General features: G+C 44.3%; 16 protein-coding genes. 5 read left to right on the top strand and 11 right to left on the bottom strand.

Features of this window, described 5'->3' with window-relative positions; all coding sequences use genetic code 11:
• Positions 1 to 71: 71 nt before the first annotated feature.
• From baeR to C5470_RS06100, 5 genes are read right to left on the bottom strand one after another with little or no spacing between them, the layout of a single operon-like run.
• Positions 72 to 776, bottom strand: coding sequence for an envelope stress response regulator BaeR (gene baeR / locus C5470_RS06120; RefSeq protein WP_166286822.1), 705 nt, complete (start codon positions 774 to 776; stop codon positions 72 to 74).
• Positions 773 to 2,161, bottom strand: a complete 1,389-nt coding sequence (gene baeS / locus C5470_RS06115; RefSeq protein WP_166286977.1) for an envelope stress sensor histidine kinase BaeS — start codon at positions 2,159 to 2,161, stop codon at positions 773 to 775. The genes baeR and baeS overlap by 4 nt, the downstream gene beginning before the upstream one ends.
• Positions 2,158 to 5,244, bottom strand: coding sequence for a multidrug efflux RND transporter permease subunit MdtC (gene mdtC, locus C5470_RS06110; protein ID WP_166286820.1), 3,087 nt, complete (start codon positions 5,242 to 5,244; stop codon positions 2,158 to 2,160). Before mdtC ends, baeS begins: the two co-directional genes overlap by 4 nt.
• Positions 5,241 to 8,387: an MdtB/MuxB family multidrug efflux RND transporter permease subunit gene (locus C5470_RS06105; protein ID WP_166286818.1), complete on the bottom strand. Its 3,147-nt coding sequence runs from the start codon at positions 8,385 to 8,387 to the stop codon at positions 5,241 to 5,243. The genes mdtC and C5470_RS06105 overlap by 4 nt, the downstream gene beginning before the upstream one ends.
• On the bottom strand, positions 8,387 to 9,601 hold the full coding sequence (locus tag C5470_RS06100) for an MdtA/MuxA family multidrug efflux RND transporter periplasmic adaptor subunit (protein WP_166286816.1): 1,215 nt from the start codon (positions 9,599 to 9,601) through the stop codon (positions 8,387 to 8,389). The genes C5470_RS06105 and C5470_RS06100 overlap by 1 nt, the downstream gene beginning before the upstream one ends.
• Before the next feature lie 386 nt (positions 9,602 to 9,987).
• Here C5470_RS06100 and C5470_RS06095 point away from each other — a divergent pair, with 386 nt between their 5' ends.
• The 3 genes from C5470_RS06095 (at position 9,988) to C5470_RS06085 (ending at position 12,693) form a co-directional block, all read left to right on the top strand.
• Entirely contained in the window at positions 9,988 to 10,917 is a 930-nt protein-coding gene (locus tag C5470_RS06095) for a nucleoside hydrolase (protein WP_166286814.1), read from the top strand.
• 26 nt (positions 10,918 to 10,943) lie between these two features.
• Complete coding sequence (gene add / locus C5470_RS06090; protein ID WP_166286812.1) at positions 10,944 to 11,930, top strand: adenosine deaminase; 987 nt, start codon at positions 10,944 to 10,946, stop codon at positions 11,928 to 11,930.
• Positions 11,931 to 12,021: 91 nt separating this feature from the next.
• Entirely contained in the window at positions 12,022 to 12,693 is a 672-nt protein-coding gene (locus tag C5470_RS06085) for a Crp/Fnr family transcriptional regulator (protein WP_166286810.1), read from the top strand.
• Positions 12,694 to 13,143: 450 nt separating this feature from the next.
• On the opposite strand, the gene ppx is transcribed toward C5470_RS06085, so the two are convergent.
• The 5 genes from ppx to purM form a co-directional block, all read right to left on the bottom strand.
• Complete coding sequence (gene ppx, locus C5470_RS06075; protein WP_166286808.1) at positions 13,144 to 14,676, bottom strand: exopolyphosphatase; 1,533 nt, start codon at positions 14,674 to 14,676, stop codon at positions 13,144 to 13,146.
• Between the two features lie 3 nt (positions 14,677 to 14,679).
• A complete protein-coding gene (gene ppk1 / locus C5470_RS06070; RefSeq protein WP_166286806.1) occupies positions 14,680 to 16,749 on the bottom strand; it encodes a polyphosphate kinase 1 in 2,070 nt (689 codons plus the stop codon).
• Between the two features lie 89 nt (positions 16,750 to 16,838).
• Complete coding sequence (gene speG, locus C5470_RS06065) at positions 16,839 to 17,384, bottom strand: spermidine N1-acetyltransferase (protein ID WP_166286804.1); 546 nt, start codon at positions 17,382 to 17,384, stop codon at positions 16,839 to 16,841.
• Positions 17,385 to 17,486: 102 nt separating this feature from the next.
• Positions 17,487 to 18,125: a phosphoribosylglycinamide formyltransferase gene (gene purN / locus C5470_RS06060; protein ID WP_166286802.1), complete on the bottom strand. Its 639-nt coding sequence runs from the start codon at positions 18,123 to 18,125 to the stop codon at positions 17,487 to 17,489.
• Entirely contained in the window at positions 18,122 to 19,162 is a 1,041-nt protein-coding gene (gene purM, locus C5470_RS06055) for a phosphoribosylformylglycinamidine cyclo-ligase (RefSeq protein ID WP_166286800.1), read from the bottom strand. The genes purN and purM overlap by 4 nt, the downstream gene beginning before the upstream one ends.
• Positions 19,163 to 19,388: 226 nt before the next feature.
• Between purM and upp the strand changes: the two genes are divergently transcribed.
• Positions 19,389 to 20,015, top strand: coding sequence for a uracil phosphoribosyltransferase (gene upp / locus C5470_RS06050; RefSeq protein ID WP_166286798.1), 627 nt, complete (start codon positions 19,389 to 19,391; stop codon positions 20,013 to 20,015).
• 67 nt (positions 20,016 to 20,082) lie between these two features.
• Positions 20,083 to 21,384, top strand: coding sequence for a uracil permease (gene uraA, locus C5470_RS06045; protein WP_166286796.1), 1,302 nt, complete (start codon positions 20,083 to 20,085; stop codon positions 21,382 to 21,384).
• A gap of 182 nt (positions 21,385 to 21,566) precedes the next feature.
• On the opposite strand, the gene C5470_RS06040 is transcribed toward uraA, so the two are convergent.
• Positions 21,567 to 21,740 carry a hypothetical protein gene (locus C5470_RS06040; RefSeq protein WP_152961785.1) on the bottom strand — a complete coding sequence of 58 codons (174 nt, stop codon included), beginning with the start codon at positions 21,738 to 21,740 and terminating at the stop codon, positions 21,567 to 21,569.
• Positions 21,741 to 21,798 lie beyond the last annotated feature (58 nt).

Genomic DNA, 21,798 nt, shown 5'->3' with positions numbered 1-21,798 from the left:
TATTTTTAATATAGCTGAATTTCTGACCGGCGAAAGGTTGAGAGAAATTTAATTCAGTTAAAGTGTGACAGTTATAACAAACGGCATATATCTGCTTCCCACCGGTAACCCAGCCCATAAATGGAACGAATGAACGTTTTATCATTGTCCAATTGCTCCAGTTTACGGCGCAGGTTTTTAATATGGCTATCAATAGTACGGTCTGTCACGATCCGGTGATCGTCATACAGATTGTTCAGTAACCGATCACGGGAAAACACTTGCCCTGGACAACTTGCCATCGTTTTTAATAACCGGAATTCAACCGGTGTCAAATCCAGTATTTTATCGCAGTAACGTGCCTGAAAGCAGGCTTCGTCAATGTGCAGATCACTTTGTCTGACAATATTCTGCGGCCGGTAACAGCGGCGAAGAATGGTTTTAACTCGCGCGACAATTTCACGCGGGCTGTAAGGTTTACAAATGTAATCATCCGCTCCGATTTCCAGCCCCAATAAACGGTCAATTTCTTCCGTTTTGGCGGTAACCATAATAATCGGTACGTCAGAGAAGCGGCGGATTTCCCGGCAGACAGATATGCCATCACAACCTGGCAGCATCAGATCCAATAAAATAATATCTGGTTTATGTTGCTGTACGTGGGGAACAACTTCATCACCACGCAGCAGCCACTGAGTTTCGTAATCAGCCGTGTGTAAGTAATCAACTAGCAACTGACCGAGCTTTGGCTCATCTTCAACAATCAGAACAGTATAATGGTCACATTCCATATTCATAATGTTTCGCTATCAGGGGATTCAGTTAACGGCAATTCTACGATGATTCCCAAGCCACCTAAAGGTGAGGATTCTGCACAGATCGTACCGTTATGTGCTTCAACGATGTTATAGCAAATAGCCAGCCCAAGCCCCGATCCACCACTGGCGCGGTTTCGTGAGGATTCACTGCGGTAAAATCGTTCAAAAACCCGCTGGCATTGCTCGGGTAATAGACCAGGCTCGCTGTCTTGCCAGTTCAATATAAAGTGATTATCGTCAGAATTTCCTTCAATAGTCAGTTTTCCGTTATCAGTGGTATAGCGAAGGCTGTTTTCCAGCAAATTATGAAAAAGCTGAGTTAATCTGCCTGGATCAGCAAACATCATGATAGCTCCAGGTAGTTTAACATCTACCTGAATTTGCTTATCGAGGAAGCGCCCACGATAAGACGCGATAGCTGCCTGAAGTAACTTACTGATATTGATAAATTCTTTCCTGTATGCCAGCGCTCCGCGATCTGATAAAGAGAGCAGGTGTAGATCGTCAACCAATTTGGTCAATGTGGTGATCTCTGTTAATAACGAATTCAGTGTTTCGGGTGTTGGTTGGCGAACACCATCCTGTAAAGCTTCCAGCTCACCGCGCAATATGGAAAGGGGAGTGCGCAGTTCATGGGAAATATCTGCCATATAATCGCGGCGCATCTGTTCATTTTTTTCCAGTGTACTGGCGAGCTGGTTAAAATTGTGGGCAAGCTGACCGATTTCATCTTTACTTGATGGTGTTACCCGGACACTGAAATCGCCCGACGCCAGTTTATGTGTCCCTTCGACCAAACGCTTAACGGGTTTTAACATGCCGCGGGATAACAATAATGTGGCGATGATGGCCAGCAGAGTAGACAAGCTGGCAATTATCCAGCTTGTCAGTTGTTGTTGGCGATCAAAACTGATATCTGCCTGACGGGTAATTTTGTCTGATGCACTGACAATGACCCAGCCAACAACTTGATGATTATAGATGATCGGTTTGCGATAGGTATCTTCCGGAATTTTACCTTCATGACCGACCAGCAGTTTCATATCATTGTCCACTACCCAAAATTGAGTTCGCCAGCCACGGGGTGGTGGACCTTGGCGGCTTTCGCTGGTTTGTTCAATGGAGCGAATGATTTGAAAAATGATCCGGTCATTTTTCTTTAAGAATTTCCAGCTACCATATTGTTGATATTGTTCAGCCAGCGCTTCTGCCAGCATAGATGTACGTAACTGGATATTTTGTTTTATGTAACCCATAAAACCATGTTGAAAGCTGCTTCTTACGCCCCAGTGCATGGTGATAAGCACCAGCATGCAAGTGGCGAAGATAGCCATAAACAGTTTACCGCTGATACCTGGTTTCATGGTTGCCCTGCAATCTGTTTGGTGGCATGCCGCTGTTGCCATTTCTCCTTCAGCCGATCAAAACAGAGATAGACAACCGGTGTGGTATATAGCGTCAAAAGCTGGCTCATGACCAAGCCACCAACGATGGTGATTCCCAATGGTTGGCGCAATTCCGCTCCATCACCACTGCTCAAAACCAGTGGCAGGGCACCAAACAAGGCGGCCAGTGTAGTCATCAGAATTGGGCGGAAACGTAACAGGCTGGCCTGGAATATCGCGTCACGGGCGCAGAGATTACCGTTACACTGAGTTTCAATGGCAAAATCCACCATAATAATGGCATTTTTTTTCACGATACCAATCAACAACATGATGCCTATTAAAGCGATCAGGCTGAATGGTGTGTCAAACAGTTCCAGCGCCAGCAGGGCACCAATCCCGGCAGAAGGCAGAGTAGAAAGAATGGTCAGTGGATGGATATAACTTTCATATAATATCCCCAGTACCAGATAAACAGTCATAATGGCAGCCAGGATCAAGAATAATTGTGATTTCAGGGTTTCCTGAAAAATCTGGGCGGTGCCGGCGAAAGTGCCGCGAACCGTTGAGGGCACACTCAGTTCGGTCATGGTTCTTTCAATCGCATTAATAGCGTCGGAGAGGGTATAACCTGTCGGTACATTGAAAGAAATAGTAGACGCAGCAGAAAGCCCCTGATGATTTACACTTAACGGCGCGTTAGCCGGTTGCCAGTGGGCGAAATAGGAGAGTGGAACCGCGTTTCCTTGATTATTTATCACAAACATTTTTTCCAGTGCGCTGACATCCTGCGTATATTCCGGTGCAACTTCCATCACAACTTTGTATTGATTTAGTGGCTGATAAATAGTGGATATTTGTCGCTGACCAAAAGCGTTATTCAGCAGGCTATTTGCTTCACTGACATTAATTCCCAGTCGTGACATGGTGTCACGATCATAGATTATTGCCATTTCAGCCCCTTTATCTTCTTTATCGGAATTAACATCGGTCAGTTGGGGCAGTTGCCCTAATGCTTTACGAATAATGGGTTCCCATTTGCGCAGATCATTGAGGTCATCTGCCAGCAAGGTAAATTGGTAGCTGGCATTAGACTGACGACCGCCAGCCCTGATATCTTGTACTGGAATCAGAAACAGGTTTGCCCCCGGTTCATTGGCAAGTTTAATTCTCAGGTGTGAAATAACCTGTTCGGTACTGTCTGAGCGCTCTTTCAATGGTTTCAGAGAGATAAACATAAAGCCATAATTGACCCGTTCACCACCAGTGAAACCGGTAACGCTGTCTACCGCAGGATCGGCATCAATTACCTGCATAAAATTTTTCATTTTTTCACTCATAGACTGGAAAGAGATACTTTGATCTGCCCGGACAAACCCAAACAACCGGCCGGTGTCCTGTTCTGGGAAGAAAGTTTTTGGGATATTGATATAGAGCCAAATATTCAGGGCAATAATGCCAGACAGGATTAACAATACCCAACGGCTATGATTAAGAGTCCACATTAGAGAGCGCCCATAGCCTTGTTGAATTTTCAACAGAACTTTACCGAATCCACGGATTCTTTTCTGTGCTTTGGGTGGTTGGGATTTCAGTAAATGGGCGCACATCATCGGCGTCAGTGTCAAAGAAACCAGCAATGAGATGCCGATTGATGTGGTTAAGGTGATGGCAAATTCACGGAATAGCCGACCGACCAGTCCATCCATTAGCAGAAGTGGGATAAAAACGGCGACCAGCGAAATACTCATAGCAATAACAGTAAAGCCCACTTCCCGGACACCGCGCAGTGCGGCTTGCATCGGTTTGATACCGGCTTCAAGGTGGCGGGAAATATTTTCCAGTACCACAATCGCATCATCCACCACAAATCCCGTCGCAATCGTCAGAGCCATCAGGGAAAGGTTGTTCAGACTGAAACCGCACAGATACATGGCGGTAAATGTTCCAATGAGTGAAACGGGTACCGCCATTGCCGGGATCAACGTTGCCCGGCCAGAACGTAAAAACAGAAATACCACCAGAATCACCAGCCCGATAGCAATCACCAGCGCCCGTTCTACCTCAACCAATGAAGCACGAATAGTTGGTGTGCGATCTTGAGCTACTTTAAGCTGAATAGAGGCAGGAATGGATTCACGCAATGCCGGTAATTGTTCACGAATCCGATTTACCGTAGCGATAATATTTGCACCGGCTTCACGGCGGATGATCAGCAAAATAGCCGGTTTACCATCAGACATGCCGGCTGCTCTGACATTCTGAACAGAATCTTTTACATTCGCGATATCCTGCAATCGCACCGGTGAGCCGCTATTATAATGAACGATTATCGGGCGATAGCTTTCGGCTGTTTTTAACTCATCATTGGTTTGAACTTGCCAGCGTTGTTGCTCGGAATCCACATAGCCCTGTGGACGACGAACATTGGCATTACTGATCGCTTTGCGCACCGTATCCAGAGAAACACCCTGATGAAATAGAGCACTGGGATCCAATTCAATTCTTACTGCGGGTAATGAACTGCCGCCAACAGAGACTTCACTGACGCCTTCAACTTGTGCAATTTTCTGAGCCAGTTGAGTAGACGCAAAATCATAAAGCTGCCCCTGATTATAGGTATCAGAAGTCAGTGTCAGGATCATAATCGGTGCGTCGGACAGGTTTGCTTTGTAATAACGCGGTCTGCTGGGCATACCAGAAGGCAACATACTTTGGGCAGCATTCAGAGCTGCCTGTACGTCCCGTGCCGCGCTGTTAATATCACGACTCAGGTCAAATTCAAGTGTGATATTGGTATTGCTAAGGGAGCTACTGGATGTCATTTCATTGACACCGGCAATTCGGCCCAATGCCCGTTCCAGCGGAGTCGCAACAGATGAGGCCATTGTCTCCGGTGAGGCGCCCGGTAATGAGGCATAGACGGAGATCACCGGAAAATCTACTTGCGGTAAAGGGGAAACCGGCAACAGGGTAAACCCCAATAGTCCGCACAGGGTTATGGCTAAACTTAATAGCGTGGTGGCAACCGGGCGCTGGATAAATAAAGCAAAGAATTTCACCGCGGCTCCTGATGATCAATGGATGAAATATCCGGTACTGAGAACGTGCGGTTGCGGCGATAGTACGCCAGCCGGTCAAACAGTAAATAGATCACCGGGGTGGTAAACAGCGTCAGGATCTGGCTCATAATCAGTCCACCCACCATACAGACACCCAGAGGACGACGTAATTCGGCACCTGCACCGATGCTGAACATCAAGGGTAGCGCGCCAAGCAATGCTGCCATTGTGGTCATCAGTATCGGACGAAAACGCAATAAACATGCCTGATAAATTGCTTCGTAAGGGGATAATCCTTGTTCGCGCTCTGCCGCCAGTGCAAAATCGATCATCATGATGGCATTTTTCTTCACAATACCTATCAGCAAGATAATGCCGATGATAGCAATAACATCCAGTTCGTGACCTGCCATGATCAGTGCCAGCAGTGCACCCACTCCTGCGGTTGGCAAAGTGGAGAGAATTGTCACCGGATGGATAAAGCTTTCGTACAGGATCCCCAACACGATATACATGGCGATGACGGCAGCTGCGATCAGCCACAAGGTATTACCCAGCGCGCTTTCAAATGCCAACGTTGCTCCCTGGAACTGGGTGGTCATGTCTTTGGGCATTTTGATTAATTGCGTGGCATCACGAACCGCATTGACTGCCTGTTCAAGAGAAGCGTTTTCGGCAACGTTGAAAGAAAATGTTGCTGCGGGGAATTGCGCCAGATGGTTAATTGCCAATGGGCCAAATCTTTGTTCAACAGTAGCGATAGCCCTGAGGGGGACGGTATTGCCGTCAGTTCCGTTGAGACGGATGTTATCAAATGCTGCCAGACCTGGAGTTGATGTCACATCATGTTCCAGTACAACCCGGTATTGATTAGCCTGAGTATAAATTGTTGAGATTAGCCGCTGGCCGAACGCGTTGTAGAGTGCGTTATCTACGGCTGCCATTGAGATGCCTAATCGGCTGGCGGTGTCCCTGTCCACTTTGACATAGGCGATCAGCCCTTGGTCTTGCCAGTCACTGCTGACATCAACCAATTCTGATCTCTGTTTCAGTCCAGCCAGTAATTTGGGCACCCAAATACCCAGTTCATTCAGGGACGTCGCCTGTAATGTAAATTGATATTGGGTACGTGTAACCTGAGTATCAATCGTCAGATCCTGCATGGGTTGCAGATAGAGTTTTACGTCGGGTATAGACGCAATTTTTTCCTGCAAGCGTGGAATAATTTCGGCGATTCTGTCATCACGCTGATTGAGTGGTTTTAGTGTGATTTGCAACCGGCCATTATTCAGTGTCGGGTTGCTACCATCAATGCCGACAAATGTAGTGATATTTTCCACTGCCGGGTCTTGCAACAATAAAGATGAAACCTGCTGCTGTTTATCCACCATTGCCGCAAAGGAGATGGATTGCGGCGCTTCCAGTGTTCCCTGAATCAGCCCGTTATCTTGCAATGGAAAAAATCCTTTTGGAATAACGAGATAAAGCAGGGTAGTCAGTGCAAGGGTGCTCAAGGCGACGCTAAGTGTGATCCACGGATGGTCCAGCGCTTTTTTCAGCCATACGGCATAACCGGCAATTGTCCGTTCAAAAAAGCGTTCACTGGCCTGCTCAAAACGATTGTGTTTTACCTTTGATTCTGGTTTGAGCATTCTGGCGCACATCATAGGTGTCAATGTCAGTGAGACAACAGCTGAAATCAGAATTGCCACGGCCAGAGTAATAGCAAACTCACGGAAAAGGCGGCCGACGATATCGCCCATAAAAAGCAGCGGGATCAGCACTGCGATTAAAGAGAAAGTCAGGGAGATAATGGTAAAACCGATTTCACCTGCGCCTTTCAATGCGGCTGCCATCGGTTTCTCCCCTTGTTCTATATAGCGGGAGATATTCTCGATGACCACAATGGCATCATCCACCACAAAACCGGTGGCAATAGTGAGCGCCATTAGTGTCAGGTTATTAACGGAGAAACCGCAGAAATACATCACTGCGAACGTACCGATCAGTGAAAGAGGAACAGCAATACTTGGGATAAGTGTGGCGATACCGTTGCGTAAAAACAGGTAAATCACCATAACAACCAGTGCAATCGCCAGTAATAGCTCAAACTGAACATCTTTCACTGAGGCACGAATCGTTGTGGTGCGGTCGGTCAAAATTTTCATATCGACAGATTTCGGTAAACTGCTGCTGAGTTCCGGCAACATCTGACGAATATTATCGGTGGTTTTAATCACATTAATACCCGGCTGGCGCTGGATATTAATCACAATTGCCTGTTTGTTATTTGCCCATGCGCCCAGTTTCGTATTTTCGGCCTCTTGCTCAATGGTTGCTATGTCTTGTAACCGCACCGGCGCACCTTTTTTATAGGCAACGATCAGTTTGCGGTAATCATTTACTGACTTCATTTGATCATTGGCCGAAAGCGTGACAGAACGGGTCGGGCCGTCAAGACTGCCTTTAGCGGAGTTAACGTTGGCATTGTTGATAGCGGTACGGATAGTTTCGCTATCCAATCCCTGTGCGGCGACAGCCTGAGCATTCAACTTCACTCTGACCGCCGGGCGCTGACCGCCGGCTAGTGTCACTAATCCAACACCATTTACCTGTGAAATTTTCTGTGCGATACGGGTTTCGACTATATCCTGAATTTGCGTCATCGGCATCGCCTCAGAGGTGACGGCCAGCGTTAGGATAGGGGGATCTGCGGGATTGACCTTGTTGTAAATGGGAGGATAGGGCAGGTCATTGGGCAATAAGTTACTGGCGGCGTTAATGGCCGCTTGTACTTCCTGCTCGGCAACGTCTAATGGCAAAGTCAGTTGAAATTGTAATGTGATAACGGAAGCTCCACCGGAACTTTGGGATGCCATCTGTTTAAGACCGGACATTTGTCCAAGCTGACGTTCCAGTGGTGCGGTGACGGCAGAGGTCATCACATCAGGGCTTGCACCCGGATAGAGTGTGACAACCTGAATTGTGGGATAGTCCACTTCCGGCAGCGCAGACACCGGCAACATGCGATAGCCGATAATGCCCGCCAGCAGGATTGCCGCCATGAACAGTGTGGTGGCAACGGGGCGCAGGATAAACAGGCGTGATGGCCCGCCTTTTGGAGTTTGGGAGTTTACCTGCATCAGGAATTCTCCGTTTTGCCGTGTTTTTGCGGCTGAATCTTATTTGCCATCGGTGTGACAATATCCACCTTAGCGCCATCTGTCAGGCGATCGATACCATCAGTCACCACTTTATCACCCGCCGTCAGGCCGGTATTGATAACAACCCGCTGTGTATCCTGCAATTTGACTGAGACCAGATGTTTGCTGACTTTATTATCTTTACCCAATATCCAGACAAAATTCCCTTCATTACCCATTTGCAGAGCCGCATTTGGGATCACCACTGCGTTTTCCAGCGTATCAACTTTAATACGGATATTAACGAACTGATTCGGGAACAGAATGTCACTTTGATTGGCAAAACGGGCTTTCAGCTTAATGGTGCCGGTAGTTGCATCGATTTGATTATCAATACTCAGTAATTTTCCTTCGGCAAGTTGTTGCTGGTTGTTGCGATCCCATGCGCTGACAATGACATCATGATTCGCTTTCTGAGCTTGCAAAACGGCATTGATATCGTTTTCGGGTAATGAAAACAGCACATCAGCCGGATCTGTTTGTGTGATAACAACAATAGGCGAATTATTGCCACTGGCGATAAAATTCCCTACATCTATTTGTTTCAGACCCACCCGACCGGAGATGGGCGCAGTAATACGACTGTAAGTGAGTTGGAGTTTTGCACTGTCAATTGCGGCTTGATCAACTTTCAGATTGGCTTCATGTTGGCGGACAAGTGCACGCTGATTATCCATTTCTTGTTGGGAAATCAGTTTAGTGTTTGCCAGTTTCTGGTAGCGGTTTAGATCCTGACGGGCATTCGCCAGTATTGCCTCGTCTTTGGCAAGTTGGCCTTTGGCTTGTGCTAACTGAACCTGAAAAGGACGAGGATCAATTTCTGCTAATAAATCACCTTGTTTAATCTGTTGACCTTCCTGAAAGTGCAGAGCCATAAGCTGACCTTCAACCCGGCTGGTCACGATAGCGGTATTGGCGGCCTGAATGGTGCCGAGTCCAGTCAGAAAGCGGGGTACGGTCTGCTCTTTTACGGTGGCAATTTGAACAGGAGGCAACGGAGGGTGCCTTAAACCAGAGGATTGATCCGATGCGCCTGATTGTTGAAGGGCCGAAGGCGTTTTAAATTGGTGCCAGATAAATATAGCGGCAGCGATGGCAACAGTGACCAGTACTGCACGGAAAAGGAGGATACGGCGTTTATTATTTTTATTCATCTCTTCGACATGCTCTCAAATGCAAGATGTTGCTTAGTTATGTCCGACTGTAATAGCGGTTTAATCGTATTCTATTAGTTTAGCCAGTGAGGATAGGCTAAAAAATGGAGGAAATGTGGAAAATATGTCAAGAAAGCGCTTTTTAAGTCAAATTAAGGTTTTTTTTGTCAGTTTCTTCGAGACTGCTCCAAGAATTATGTAAATGACCGCAGCTTGTTACTTTCATTTTTTTGCAGTTATTGGATGACATATTTTAATTTTTCATAAAACTCATGATGATTATAAAACAGAGGGAAAATGGAATAATACCAGAAAAAGGTCATATGACTTTTTTTTCAGGGAACTTATAACCTAATGTAAGGAGCATGATATAAGAGAGGTATGTGATGAGACACTTTATTATCGATACAGATACGGCTTCCGATGATGTGGTTGCATTGCTAATGGCGCTTCGTGAGCCATCAATCTTTATTGAAGCTATCACTATTGTTGCAGGTAATTGTGTTATTGATCAGTGCAGAAAAAATGCATTAATTAGTATCGAAAAAGCGGGGACATATATTCCTCCGGTATATGAGGGAATGAGTAAACCGTTATTTAGAGAACGCTATACTTCACATCATATTCATGGAAAAGATGGCATGGGTGATATGAATTTACCGGAATCATCATTAGTATCAGAGGATAAACATGCAGTAGATGTAATTATTGATATTGTAAGAAAATTTCCTGGTGAGATAGAGATAATTACTTTGGGACCACTGACAAATTTAGCGATGGCGGTGTTAAAAGAACCTGATTTATATAAGTTGGTCAAAATCGTTTATATCATGGGTGGTGCTGGATTGAAACCAGGTAATATTACCCCCTTAGCCGAATTCAATATTTATGCAGATGCTGAGGCAGCACATATTGTGTTGAACTCTGGATTACCTCTTGTTTTTTGTGGATGGGAGTTAGGTATGGAAGACGCTTTTATTAATGAATTCGATATGGATAAATTAAGTTCTATAAGTGATCTTGGTCAATTTGCTGTGAGATGTAATAGGACATTGATGGAATTCAATGCAGGAAGATGTGATAAGAAAGGGTTTGATTTGCCTGACCCCATAACAATGGCGGTTGCTTTATATCCGAATGAAATGATAGTCGATAAATTAGCGGTGTATGGCTATGTCGAGTATCAGAGTGAACGTTCATATGGGCATTTAGTGATTGATTCAACTCATCTTCTCAATAAACCTCATAATATGACGGTCATTACGAAAATTAAAGGCAATGTATTTAAGCATAAATTGTTTACACTGTTATCGTGAATTCTAATGCTATAGGAGGATAAAAAATGAGTTTTAATCCTGATTTACTGAAGAAAGTCGAATTACATACGCATCTTGATGCGGGGTTGAGTTATCATTTCATCAAAAAACAGGTTCCGGATATTACCCAAAAATTATTTCGTGAAAAGTATATCGCGCCTGATAAATGTCATAATCTAGGCGATTTCTTAAGTAGAATAGGCCCTTCATTAGATCTGTTGCAAAAAAAGAATGTGATAGCTGATGTTGTAGAAGATCTTTTTAGACAATTAAAAAACGATAATATAGTCTATGTTGAAATTAGATTCGCCCCTTTACTTCACCTTCGCCTGGGATTAAGTGATTGCGATATTGTTGAAACTGTTCTGGTGGCAATGGAAAATTCGTCGATTAAATATGGCATAGAGGCAGGTTTAATATTATGTACCTTGCGGCATTTTTCAGAAGATCAAAGTTTGAGAACAGCTTATCTTGTAAATAAATATTCTCATTATGGTGTCGTTGCTCTTGACCTTGCTGCTGATGAGGCAAGATATCCGCTTAATGCTCATTTGAAAGCATTCAGACTGGTATTGGAAAATGGCGGAAATGTTATTGCGCACGCAGGAGAAGCAAAGGGAGCTGAAAGTGTGCGTGAGACTATGAATAAATTAAATATTTCTCGTATAGGTCATGGAGTAAGAAGCATTGAAAATCAAGGTGTTATTGATTCTCTTATAGAAAGAAATATACATTTAGAAATATGTCCGACATGTAATATTGTTTGCGATATTTATGATACTTATGAAAACCACCCGGTTAATATTTTAAAGCAGATGGGGGTAAATATTGGTATTAATACAGACACCAGAACAGTGGCAAATATAACTTTATGTGAAGAATATTTAAAGATTAATAGATGTTTTAATTGGCAGTATAGTGATTTTATTGAAACGAATTTGAATGCATTACACGCCTCATTTTGTAGTAAAGAGCTGAAGAATAAATTGGAAAAAGAAATAGTGATATTGTAATGGTAAAAAATTGGCAGAGAGTCAATGGAAATTTCTTAAATGTCATAATATACTTGGTCATGGCGTGATTTAAGAAAAGGGTAGGTTCAATATGTGCCGGGATAAAGAAAGAAAATTAACGTATTATGTGGATAAATATCATCTTGATAAGATTATTTCACCAGAGCTTATGGATAAATCAGATGTGGTAGAAATGAAGAAAAATGTTTATCTTACACATCAATTATCAAAATTTACTCATCTTTATATTTTGGTTGAGGGTAAGTTGAAAGTTGAATATTATAATATTAATGGGAAATTCTTTGTTTTTGCATTAGCCACTCCACTTTTTCTTATTGGCGATTTAGAGCTTTTTCATTCCCAGGGAGATAGCATAATGAATACTATCTCTGCTCAGGAGCCGTCAGTACTCCTATCAATGCCCTTAGAAAGGGTAAAAATATTTGGTTTAACGGATCCTCGATTTCTTGAATTTGTTTGTAAGCAACTCAGTAATAAGCTTTTTGAATCTTCTTTATTGCAGTCTGGCGCATTCTTGACTGTTGAAGATAAATTAAAGCGATTTCTTTATTATAGTGCGAAGAAAGAGGGAACGGTATTTGTATTAGAAAAAAGAGAAAATTTAGCTGCTATTCTTGGTGTTTCAGTTAGGCAATTAAATCGGGCTATTAAAAGCTTGAATGAGAAAGAGATAATTATGTCAAAGAATAAACAGGTTAAAATTATTGATTATGGATCTTTGGGGAGTAATATTGAATTTTAAACAATGAAAATTTATATATTCTTTCTCTAAATAGCTGCGTTATTAACAAGATAAACAATGTCATGATCAATATAGTAATGATATCATTTGTCTCTGATACATTTAATTTTCATTGTGGCGAACGATTGAGCTGAATTCAAGGGATGAGCATTATTATCATAATTGCAGGGGGTGTTCTGTTGAAATTGTAGTATTGATAATGAAATGTTCCCCCGGAAAATGCAGGGAACAATGAGAAAATCATAGACCGACTGGCGATAATCGTGGCGCCAGGCGGTTTATTTTGTTTATTGGTTTTCGCTTTTCTCAATTGTGGTCTGCTTACTTTTTTGATGGTGATCTAATGCCGCTATGGACGAATAAATGAAACGGCCAAATAAAATCAGAAAGCTGATAAGTAGAACCAGTTTAGTAATTTGAGATCGCTTCTTTTTTTCATGGGCTAAATCGCTATGTTGATTCCTCTGCTATTTCTAATTGCCAACCTGTAACGTTATGCCAGTATTCCTGCTCTTTTTCCAGATCAAGCTGCATCAGGGTGTTTTCTGATAAGTAATTGTAAGGCAGATAGAGTGCCCAATGACCATCATCAGTAACTAGTCTGAGTGATTCAGGAGTGGTTGTGGATTGACGTTGATTATTGAGTAAAGTCGCCAGACGCAGGATTTGAATTAATGGCAGATATTGTTTTTTCTTAAATAGATTGAATCTTGGTAAATCATCCAGTTTTATTGTTTTGCGGTGACAGCGAACCAGTGTTGCCAATAGTAATTGTTGTTCCTGATTAAAGCCGGGCAAGTTGGTGTTTTGCAGAATATAAGCAGAGTGTCGTTGTAATCCGCTTAAGTTAATACTCAACCCAACTTCATGCAGCATTGCCGCCCAGTGTAAAATCGCTTCGAGCTGGGGCTGCACCAGCTTTGGGTTCTGAATTGCCCACTGTTGGTAAAGCAATTCAGTGGTATCGAGCACACGCTTTGCCTGTTCTCTGTCGATATTATAGTGTTCAGCCAGGCTTTTTGCTGTTCTCCGACGGATGTCCTGGTGGCGGAAGCGACCTTCCATTTCATATAAAACACCTTCACGCAAAGCGCCATCTGATAGCTGTAATTCTTTTATTTGTAGGGCATCGAATACACCGCATAAGATAGCCAGGCCGGGAACAAAAACGTGTTTACGATCATCGGATAATTCAGGTAAGTCGAGGGTTTTAAACTTTTTGAATTTAAGCACCTCTTTGACCAACATTTCCAGCCGTTCAGCTGTGATTAATCCATCCTTCTCTCCCATTGCGACCAGTACTTCATAAACTGCTTTGATTGTCCCGGATGCGCCGAGCGCGGAGTTCCAGCCTTTTATGCGGTATTGCCATGAGAGGTTCTCCAGTTTTTGAGCTGCTTCAAGCCGTGCTTTGCGGAATTTTTTCGCACTGATTTCACCGTCGGAAAAGAATTGGTGAGAAAAACTGATGCATCCCATCCGGCGGCTTTCTATTAATAAGGGTTCAAAATTTTCGCCGATCACCAGTTCAGTAGAGCCACCGCCAATATCAATCACCAGCTTACGATCTTGTTCTGGCTGAGTGTGTTCGACTCCCATGTAGATCAGGCGGGCTTCTTCGTGTCCGGAAATAATTTCAATTGGATAGGGAATAACCTCTTGTGCCCGCCTGATGAACTCTTTGGCGTTGCGGGCTTCACGTAAGCTGTGAGTGCCCACCAAACAGACGTTATCCGCCGGAAAACCTTGTAGCCGTTCAGCAAACAGCGCAAGGCAAGCCAGGCCGCGCGTCATGGCTTCTTCGCTTAATTCGTTTTTTTGATTAAGGCCATAAGCAAGGTAGACATGTTGTTTTAACCGGCCAAGGATCTGCAATGCGCCGTTAACGATTCGTGCAATGATCATATGGAAACTGTTTGAACCCAGATCGATAGCGGCAATTTCCATTGGTCGGGGCGTAGATTTATCGTGTGTTAGCGGCATGGATTAGGCTCTTGGTCCAGGTTGTTCGAGGGCTTTTATATAGTCATAAATCGCCAATTGTGCACGGATTTTCCGTTTATTACCCCGTGGCACATAACTGTTGCTCAATTCTTTATCGACGTAACGGGCTTTTACCGTATCGTTGAATTGTAGTTCGAGAATATCCAGTACACGCTGTTTCAATTGTGGATCAAGCAGGCAGACAGCAACTTCAATCCGGTAGTCGATATTACGGGTCATCCAGTCGGCAGAGGAGAGAAAGACTTTTTCATCACCGTTATTGGTAAAGACATAAACCCGATCATGTTCGAGGTAACGGTCAACGATACTGGTGATTTGAATATTTTCGCTAAATCCTGGCTGATTGGGCACCAGTGAACACATACCACGTATCAGCAGCCGTATTTTTACACCGGCTTCTGAGGCATCGTACAGGCGGTCCACCAGCTCTTTATCAACAAGGTTATTGATTTTTAATGTAATGCCAGCGGGTTTATTTGTTCTGGCGTTTGCGATTTCCTGAGAAATAAGCTGGTTGAGCATCGCACGGGAATTTTGCGGCGAAACCATCAGGTTTTCAAAGTTGACCGGGCGATAAGGGTTTTCAATAAAGTTGAATACCCGACGGACTTCGTTGGTAATTTTCGGATTGGCTGTCAGCAGGGAATAATCGGTATAGAGACGCGCTGTTTTTTCATTAAAGTTACCTGTACCAATATGGGCATAGCGAACAATTTCCTCGCCTTCCAGACGAGAAATAAAAAACAGTTTTGCGTGAATCTTTAGCCCAGGTGCTGAGAAAATAACATGTACGCCCGCTTCGGTCAGCCGTTTGGCCCAATGAATATTGGCTTCTTCATCAAATCGTGCCTGCAATTCAACAACCACGGTAATTTTTTTACCGTTGTGGGCAGCATGAATCATTGATTCAATAATGCGGGAGTCTTTTGCTACCCGATAAATATTGATCTTGATGGAAAGCACGCTTGGGTCAAAAGAAGCCTGCCGCAGTAATTCCAGCACGTGTTCAAAGGTGTGATAGGGATAATAGAGCAGAACATCCTGTTCACGAATAGCATCAAAACCATTGCGAAAATTATCAAACCAAGTGTGCCGTAATCTCGGTAAGGGTCTGTTTAGCAGGTTTTTCTTTCCCTCATTGGGAAATTTAATGAAATCTTTAAAGTTGTGATAGCGTCCGCCAGCGATCACCGAGTCGTCATTTGACAGGCCAAGCTTGCTACGCAGTAATTCCACCATTTCATCCGGCATTTCTCTTTGATAAACGAGTCTTACCGGTTCCGCAGTCAGCCGTTGTTTCAGGGTAGATGACATCAATTCGAGCAGGCTTGATTCCATCTCTGTTGCTAAATCATATTCAGAATCACGGGTCATTTTCATTGAATAGGCATTGAGTGAATCATAGTCAAAGAAGCCTTTGAAAATTTCATCAAGACAGTAGCGCAGAATATTATCCAGCAGGATCATTGATTTGCGGCGGCGTGGCATTTCAGGCGGCAAATTAACAAAACGTGGCACCTTATCTGACGGAATTTCCAGTAATGCATATTGGATATTCTGGCCGCGGACAATTTCAACCGCCAGATAAGTGTAGTCATCTTTCAGAAATTCAACCAGATTCGTTTCCGGGTTAATCAGGATTGGTGTGATATGGGGTCGCAAATGTTGACGAAAATATTGGCGTAACCAGATTTGCTGATTCGGTGAAATTTGCCGTTCATTGATCAGGAAAATCTGATTGCGGGCCATTTCCAGCAGTAATTCATTATAGAGCACATCAAATTCATGATCGGTTTTAGCGACTTTGGATTGGATCTTTTTCAGTACATGCCGGGAGCTGGTGGCGGATCCGCGCTCTTCATTAATCAGTATCCGCCGTTTCACATCAGCAAAACGAACTTTGTAGAATTCGTCCAGATTATTGGAGTAAATACCCAGGAACCGCATCCGTTCTATCAATGGGTTGCTCTTATCCGCCGCTTCCTGAAGCACACGTTCGTTGAAGGATAACCAACTAAGTTCTTTCTCGGTATAGAGCCTGTCTTGGGACATTGTTACTCCAGGTGTTGAGGTAAAGGTATTGAAATTTTGAATATTGTTAGTCGTGGCCTGTTGTTATAACCTCGTCTGTCATGGCGGGTTCAGGCTTTTTTATCTGCCTTGGATGCGAAATATTGATGTTGGAAAACACACATGCGAATTGCTGTGCGGTAACAGCCATTAATAAAGAATTCATCTATTAATTCGCCCTCAGTGTAGAAACCCAGCTTATTGTAGATATGAATGGCTTTACTATTTTCCTTATCGACAATCAGGTAGAGTTTATACAGATTAAGCACAGAAAATGCGTATTCCATTGCCAGTGTTGCCGCTTTGGTTGCATGGCCCTGGCCCTGATATGTCGGATCGATAATGATCTGAAATTCTGCCCGGCGATGGATGTAGTCGATTTCGACTAGTTCAACCAGCCCAACTTTGGCGTCAGAACTCGCGATAATAAACCGGCGCTCGTTCTGATCGTGAATATGTTTGTCGTAGAGATCGCTCAGTTCAACGAAAGCTTCATAAGGCTCTTCGAACCAGTAACGCATGACGCTGGCGTTGTTATCTAATTGATGGATAAAAGGCAGATCTTCCCGCTCAAGGGGGCGTAACCTGACAGGTGGAGAATGAGAACCACCAGACATTTGATACCTCGGTGTTTTTAATAAATAACAGAGTATTATTAATATTAGTTCGCAGTGCCGGGTATAATACCACAGCACTGTAAGTAGGGGTGAATAAATAGATTATTCTGCGGCATAGCCTTGTGGTGGAAGAATATTCCCATCCAGATGCGCTTTGCCATTAACCATGCTCAGGCGTCCTTCGACAAACCAGTTGATAACTAATGGGTAGATATCGTGCTCCTGAGTTTGAACCCGTTTAATAACCTCGCTTTCTTGGTCATTTGCAAAAATAGGGACTTTGGCTTGCAGGATCACCGGGCCGCCATCCAGCTCTTCTGTCACAAAATGAACCGAAGTGCCGTGTTCTGTATCGCCATTTTCCATTGCTTTGCGGTGAGTATGCAGACCGGGATATTTTGGCAATAGAGAAGGGTGAATATTCAGCAGGCGACCAAGATAGTGCTGAACAAAATCCGGCGTCAGGATACGCATGTAACCTGCGAGAATGACCAAATCAGGTTGATACTGATCAATGGCGTGTTTCAGTGCTTGATCATAAGTTTGACGATCCGCATAGTCTTTTGGGCTGACGACGTGGGTGGGAATTTCCGCCTGTTTAGCCCGCAGCAGACCATAAGCATCGGCGTTATTACTGAATACCGCACAAATTTGCCCACTGATTTTGTTCTGCTGGCAGGTGTCAATCACCGCCTGGAGATTGCTGCCGTTACCGGAGATCAAGACAACGATGTTTTTCATTGAATAACAACCTGTTGTTCGCCCTCTTTCAGTGTGGCGATGGTGCCGATTTGCCAGGCTTTTTCACCGGCGGTATTGAGTAATTCAAGCGCTTGTTCAACGGCTGTTTGTGGTAATGCAATGACCATCCCGACGCCACAGTTGAATGTACGGTACATTTCATGACGGCTGACATTACCGGTTTGTTGTAGCCAGTTAAATATTGCCGGCCATTGCCAACTGGATTCATTAATTTGTGCCTGGGTATTTTCAGGCAGGACACGTGGAATATTTTCCCAGAAACCGCCGCCGGTCAGATGAGCAATCGCGTGAATATCAAGGTGTTCAATCAGGGATAAAAGGGATTTCACATAAATTTTTGTCGGGGCGAGCAGGTGATCTGCCAGTGATTTGCCTTCAAGCTCGGTTGTTTCTGGATCTGTGTTACTGACGGACAGAATTTTGCGTATCAGAGAATAGCCGTTTGAATGGGGGCCACTGGCGGCGAGAGCAATCAGGGCATCACCCGCCTGAACGTTACTGCCATCAATGATTTCTGATTTCTCTACGACACCAACACAGAAACCGGCAACATCATAATCTTCACCGTGATACATCCCCGGCATTTCCGCGGTTTCACCGCCAACCAGCGCACAGCCGGATAATTTACAACCTTCCGCGATACCGGTGATAACGCTGGCGGCGGTATCAACATCCAGTTTTCCGGTTGCATAATAATCAAGGAAGAACAAGGGTTCTGCGCCCTGAACAACCAGGTCGTTGACGCACATGGCAACTAAATCAATGCCGATAGTGTCATGGCGTTTGAGATCCATCGCCAGACGCAATTTGGTACCCACACCGTCGGTACCGGAAACCAGAATAGGTTCGCGGTATTTTTGCGGTAATGCACATAAAGCGCCAAATCCACCTAAACCGCCCATAACTTCTGGACGACGAGTCTGTTTTACAACACCTTTGATACGGTCTACTAAGGCATTACCAGCATCGATATCTACACCGGCATCTTTATAGCTGAGAGAGGTTTTGTTGGTCACTGAGAAGCCCTCAAGGCGGTTGCATTTGATAAATTAAGATAGAACGCTGACAATTCTAGCAGCCTAAGCAAACGTTTGCGAGACTCTTATGCAGGATCTCAGTTATCGGAGAGAAGGCGGGTGTTTGATTAAAATCAACAGATTGGTAGTGGTGTTATGGTTAAAAGGCGGTATAATCTCGCGATTTTTTGTCTGCCGGCGACTTGACATACAGTAGGAGAAGCCCATGAAGATCGTTGAGGTGAACCACCCTCTTGTTAAACATAAACTCGGCCTGATGCGAGCAAATGATATCAGCACCAAACGCTTTCGTGAACTGGCCGCAGAAGTTGGAAGCCTTCTGACTTATGAAGCAACCGCTGATTTAGAAACTGAAAAGGTCACTATTGATGGCTGGTGTGGCCCGGTAGCTGTTGAGCAGATTAAAGGTAAAAAAATAACCGTTGTGCCTATTTTGCGTGCAGGGTTGGGTATGATGGATGGCGTATTGGAGAATGTGCCAAGTGCCCGGATCAGTGTCGTAGGTGTGTATCGTGATGAAGAAACGTTAGAACCTGTCCCTTATTTCCAGAAACTTGCTTCCAATATTGATGAACGTATGGCGCTGGTGGTTGATCCCATGCTGGCGACCGGCGGTTCCATGATTGCAACTATTGATTTACTGAAAAAAGCAGGTTGCCAGTCGATTAAAGTTCTGGTTTTGGTTGCGGCGCCTGAAGGTATTGCTGCGCTGGAAAAAGCCCATCCTAATGTAGAACTGTATACCGCTTCTATTGATGAGAAACTCAATGAGCAGGGGTACATTGTGCCTGGCCTGGGAGATGCGGGCGATAAGATATTTGGTACAAAATAATATGTTAGCCGACTTTTGAGTCGGCTTTTTTTGGTTCGTGATGCGATAACATGATGAGGATAAACAAATGACCCGTCGCACTATTGGGGTAGATGAGCGACCTCCGCTTTTACAGACCATTCCACTGAGCTTCCAACATCTTTTTGCTATGTTTGGTGCAACGGTATTGGTGCCGATTCTGTTTAAAGTCAACCCGGCGACGATTCTGCTATTTAACGGTATCGGTACATTATTATATCTGGTTATCTGTAAGGGAAAAATTCCGGCGTATTTGGGATCGAGTTTTGCATTTATTTCGCCGGTTTTATTGTTGTTGCCACTGGGGTATGAATTAGCGTTGGGCGGTTTTATCTTGTGTGGTGTGCTGTTTTGTCTGGTTTCATTGATTGTCAGAGTGGCGGGACGAGGCTGGATTAATGTGTTGTTTCCACCAGCAGCAATGGGAGCGATTGTTGCGGTTATCGGGCTGGAGCTTGCAGGTGTTGCGGCTGATATGGCCGGTTTGCGTCCGGCAGAAGGCGCTGATGTTAATCCAACGGCGCTGACAATTTCGCTGGTCACACTGGCGGTTACTGTTCTTGGTTCCGTAATGTTCCGTGGATTTCTGGCTATCATTCCGATTTTGATTGGGGTGTTGGTGGGTTACGCACTGGCATTCCTGATGGGGGAGGTTGACTTGACACCTGTGCGTGAAGCACCGTGGTTTGCATTGCCAACTTTTTACTCACCCCGTTTTGAATGGTTCGCCATAATGACGATCCTGCCTGCGGCACTGGTTGTTATCGCGGAACATGTTGGTCATTTAGTTGTCACGGCGAATATTGTGAAGAAAGATTTGCTGAAAGAACCGGGCTTGCATCGTTCTATGTTTGCGAATGGTATTTCAACTGTGATTTCAGGTTTTTTTGGTTCGACCCCTAACACGACTTACGGCGAAAATATTGGTGTGATGGCAGTTACCAAAGTATACAGCACTTGGGTTATTGGTGGCGCTGCGGTATTGGCGATTCTGCTCTCTTGTGTCGGTAAACTGGCGGCAGCGATTCAGGCCGTGCCTGTTCCGGTCATGGGCGGTGTTTCTCTGTTGCTTTATGGTGTTATCGGAGCATCAGGTATTCGGGTGCTGATTGATTCCAAAGTAGATTACAATAAAGCACAAAATCTCATTCTGACCTCCGTTATTCTTATTATTGGTGTCAGTGGCGCGAAAATAAATATTGGCGTTACTGAACTGAAAGGTATGGCGCTGGCAACGATTGTGGGTATTGGTATGAGTCTGATTTTCTGCTTGATTAGTATTATTCGTCCTGAAAAACAATATATTGAGTCTTCAATTGAATCTGTTAAACGTGATAAGTCATTGAAGTAATAAGTTCGATTTATTTCCCCGCTTTGAATGGTTTTAATCAGGGAGGGCGGGGATGGTTAGAATAATTTATTTTATCCGTGGAGGAGATTAGGGAAGCAGATGTTCACCACCAATTGGACGTAAACTTACTGGCGGCATATTTGTTATGGAGAAAAAAGGAGCGACAAGCTCCCTTCAAATGTTTATCGGACTACGTACCAGTTCTGCTTTTCACTGAGATACCGGACAGTACCCTCTTGTTCGGATTTCTTTAGGGCGTTGTAAGCAGCTCTCATACGTTCAGCCTTTTTAGCTACCGCTTTTTCGAGTTCAAGCTTTTCTTTTTCTTCAGCTTGTTTGTTATGTATGTATGACATAACCCCTCCCGCTTGGATCTAATTTATCTGTCATGGTAAAACCGTTTTGTGTCACAAA

Origin of the sequence: Photorhabdus stackebrandtii, assembly GCF_011189495.1 — a bacterium.
GTDB lineage: Bacteria > Pseudomonadota > Gammaproteobacteria > Enterobacterales > Enterobacteriaceae > Photorhabdus > Photorhabdus khanii.
Note: the sequence above shows the minus strand (reverse complement) of the source record. Positions and strands in the feature narration are given on the sequence as shown.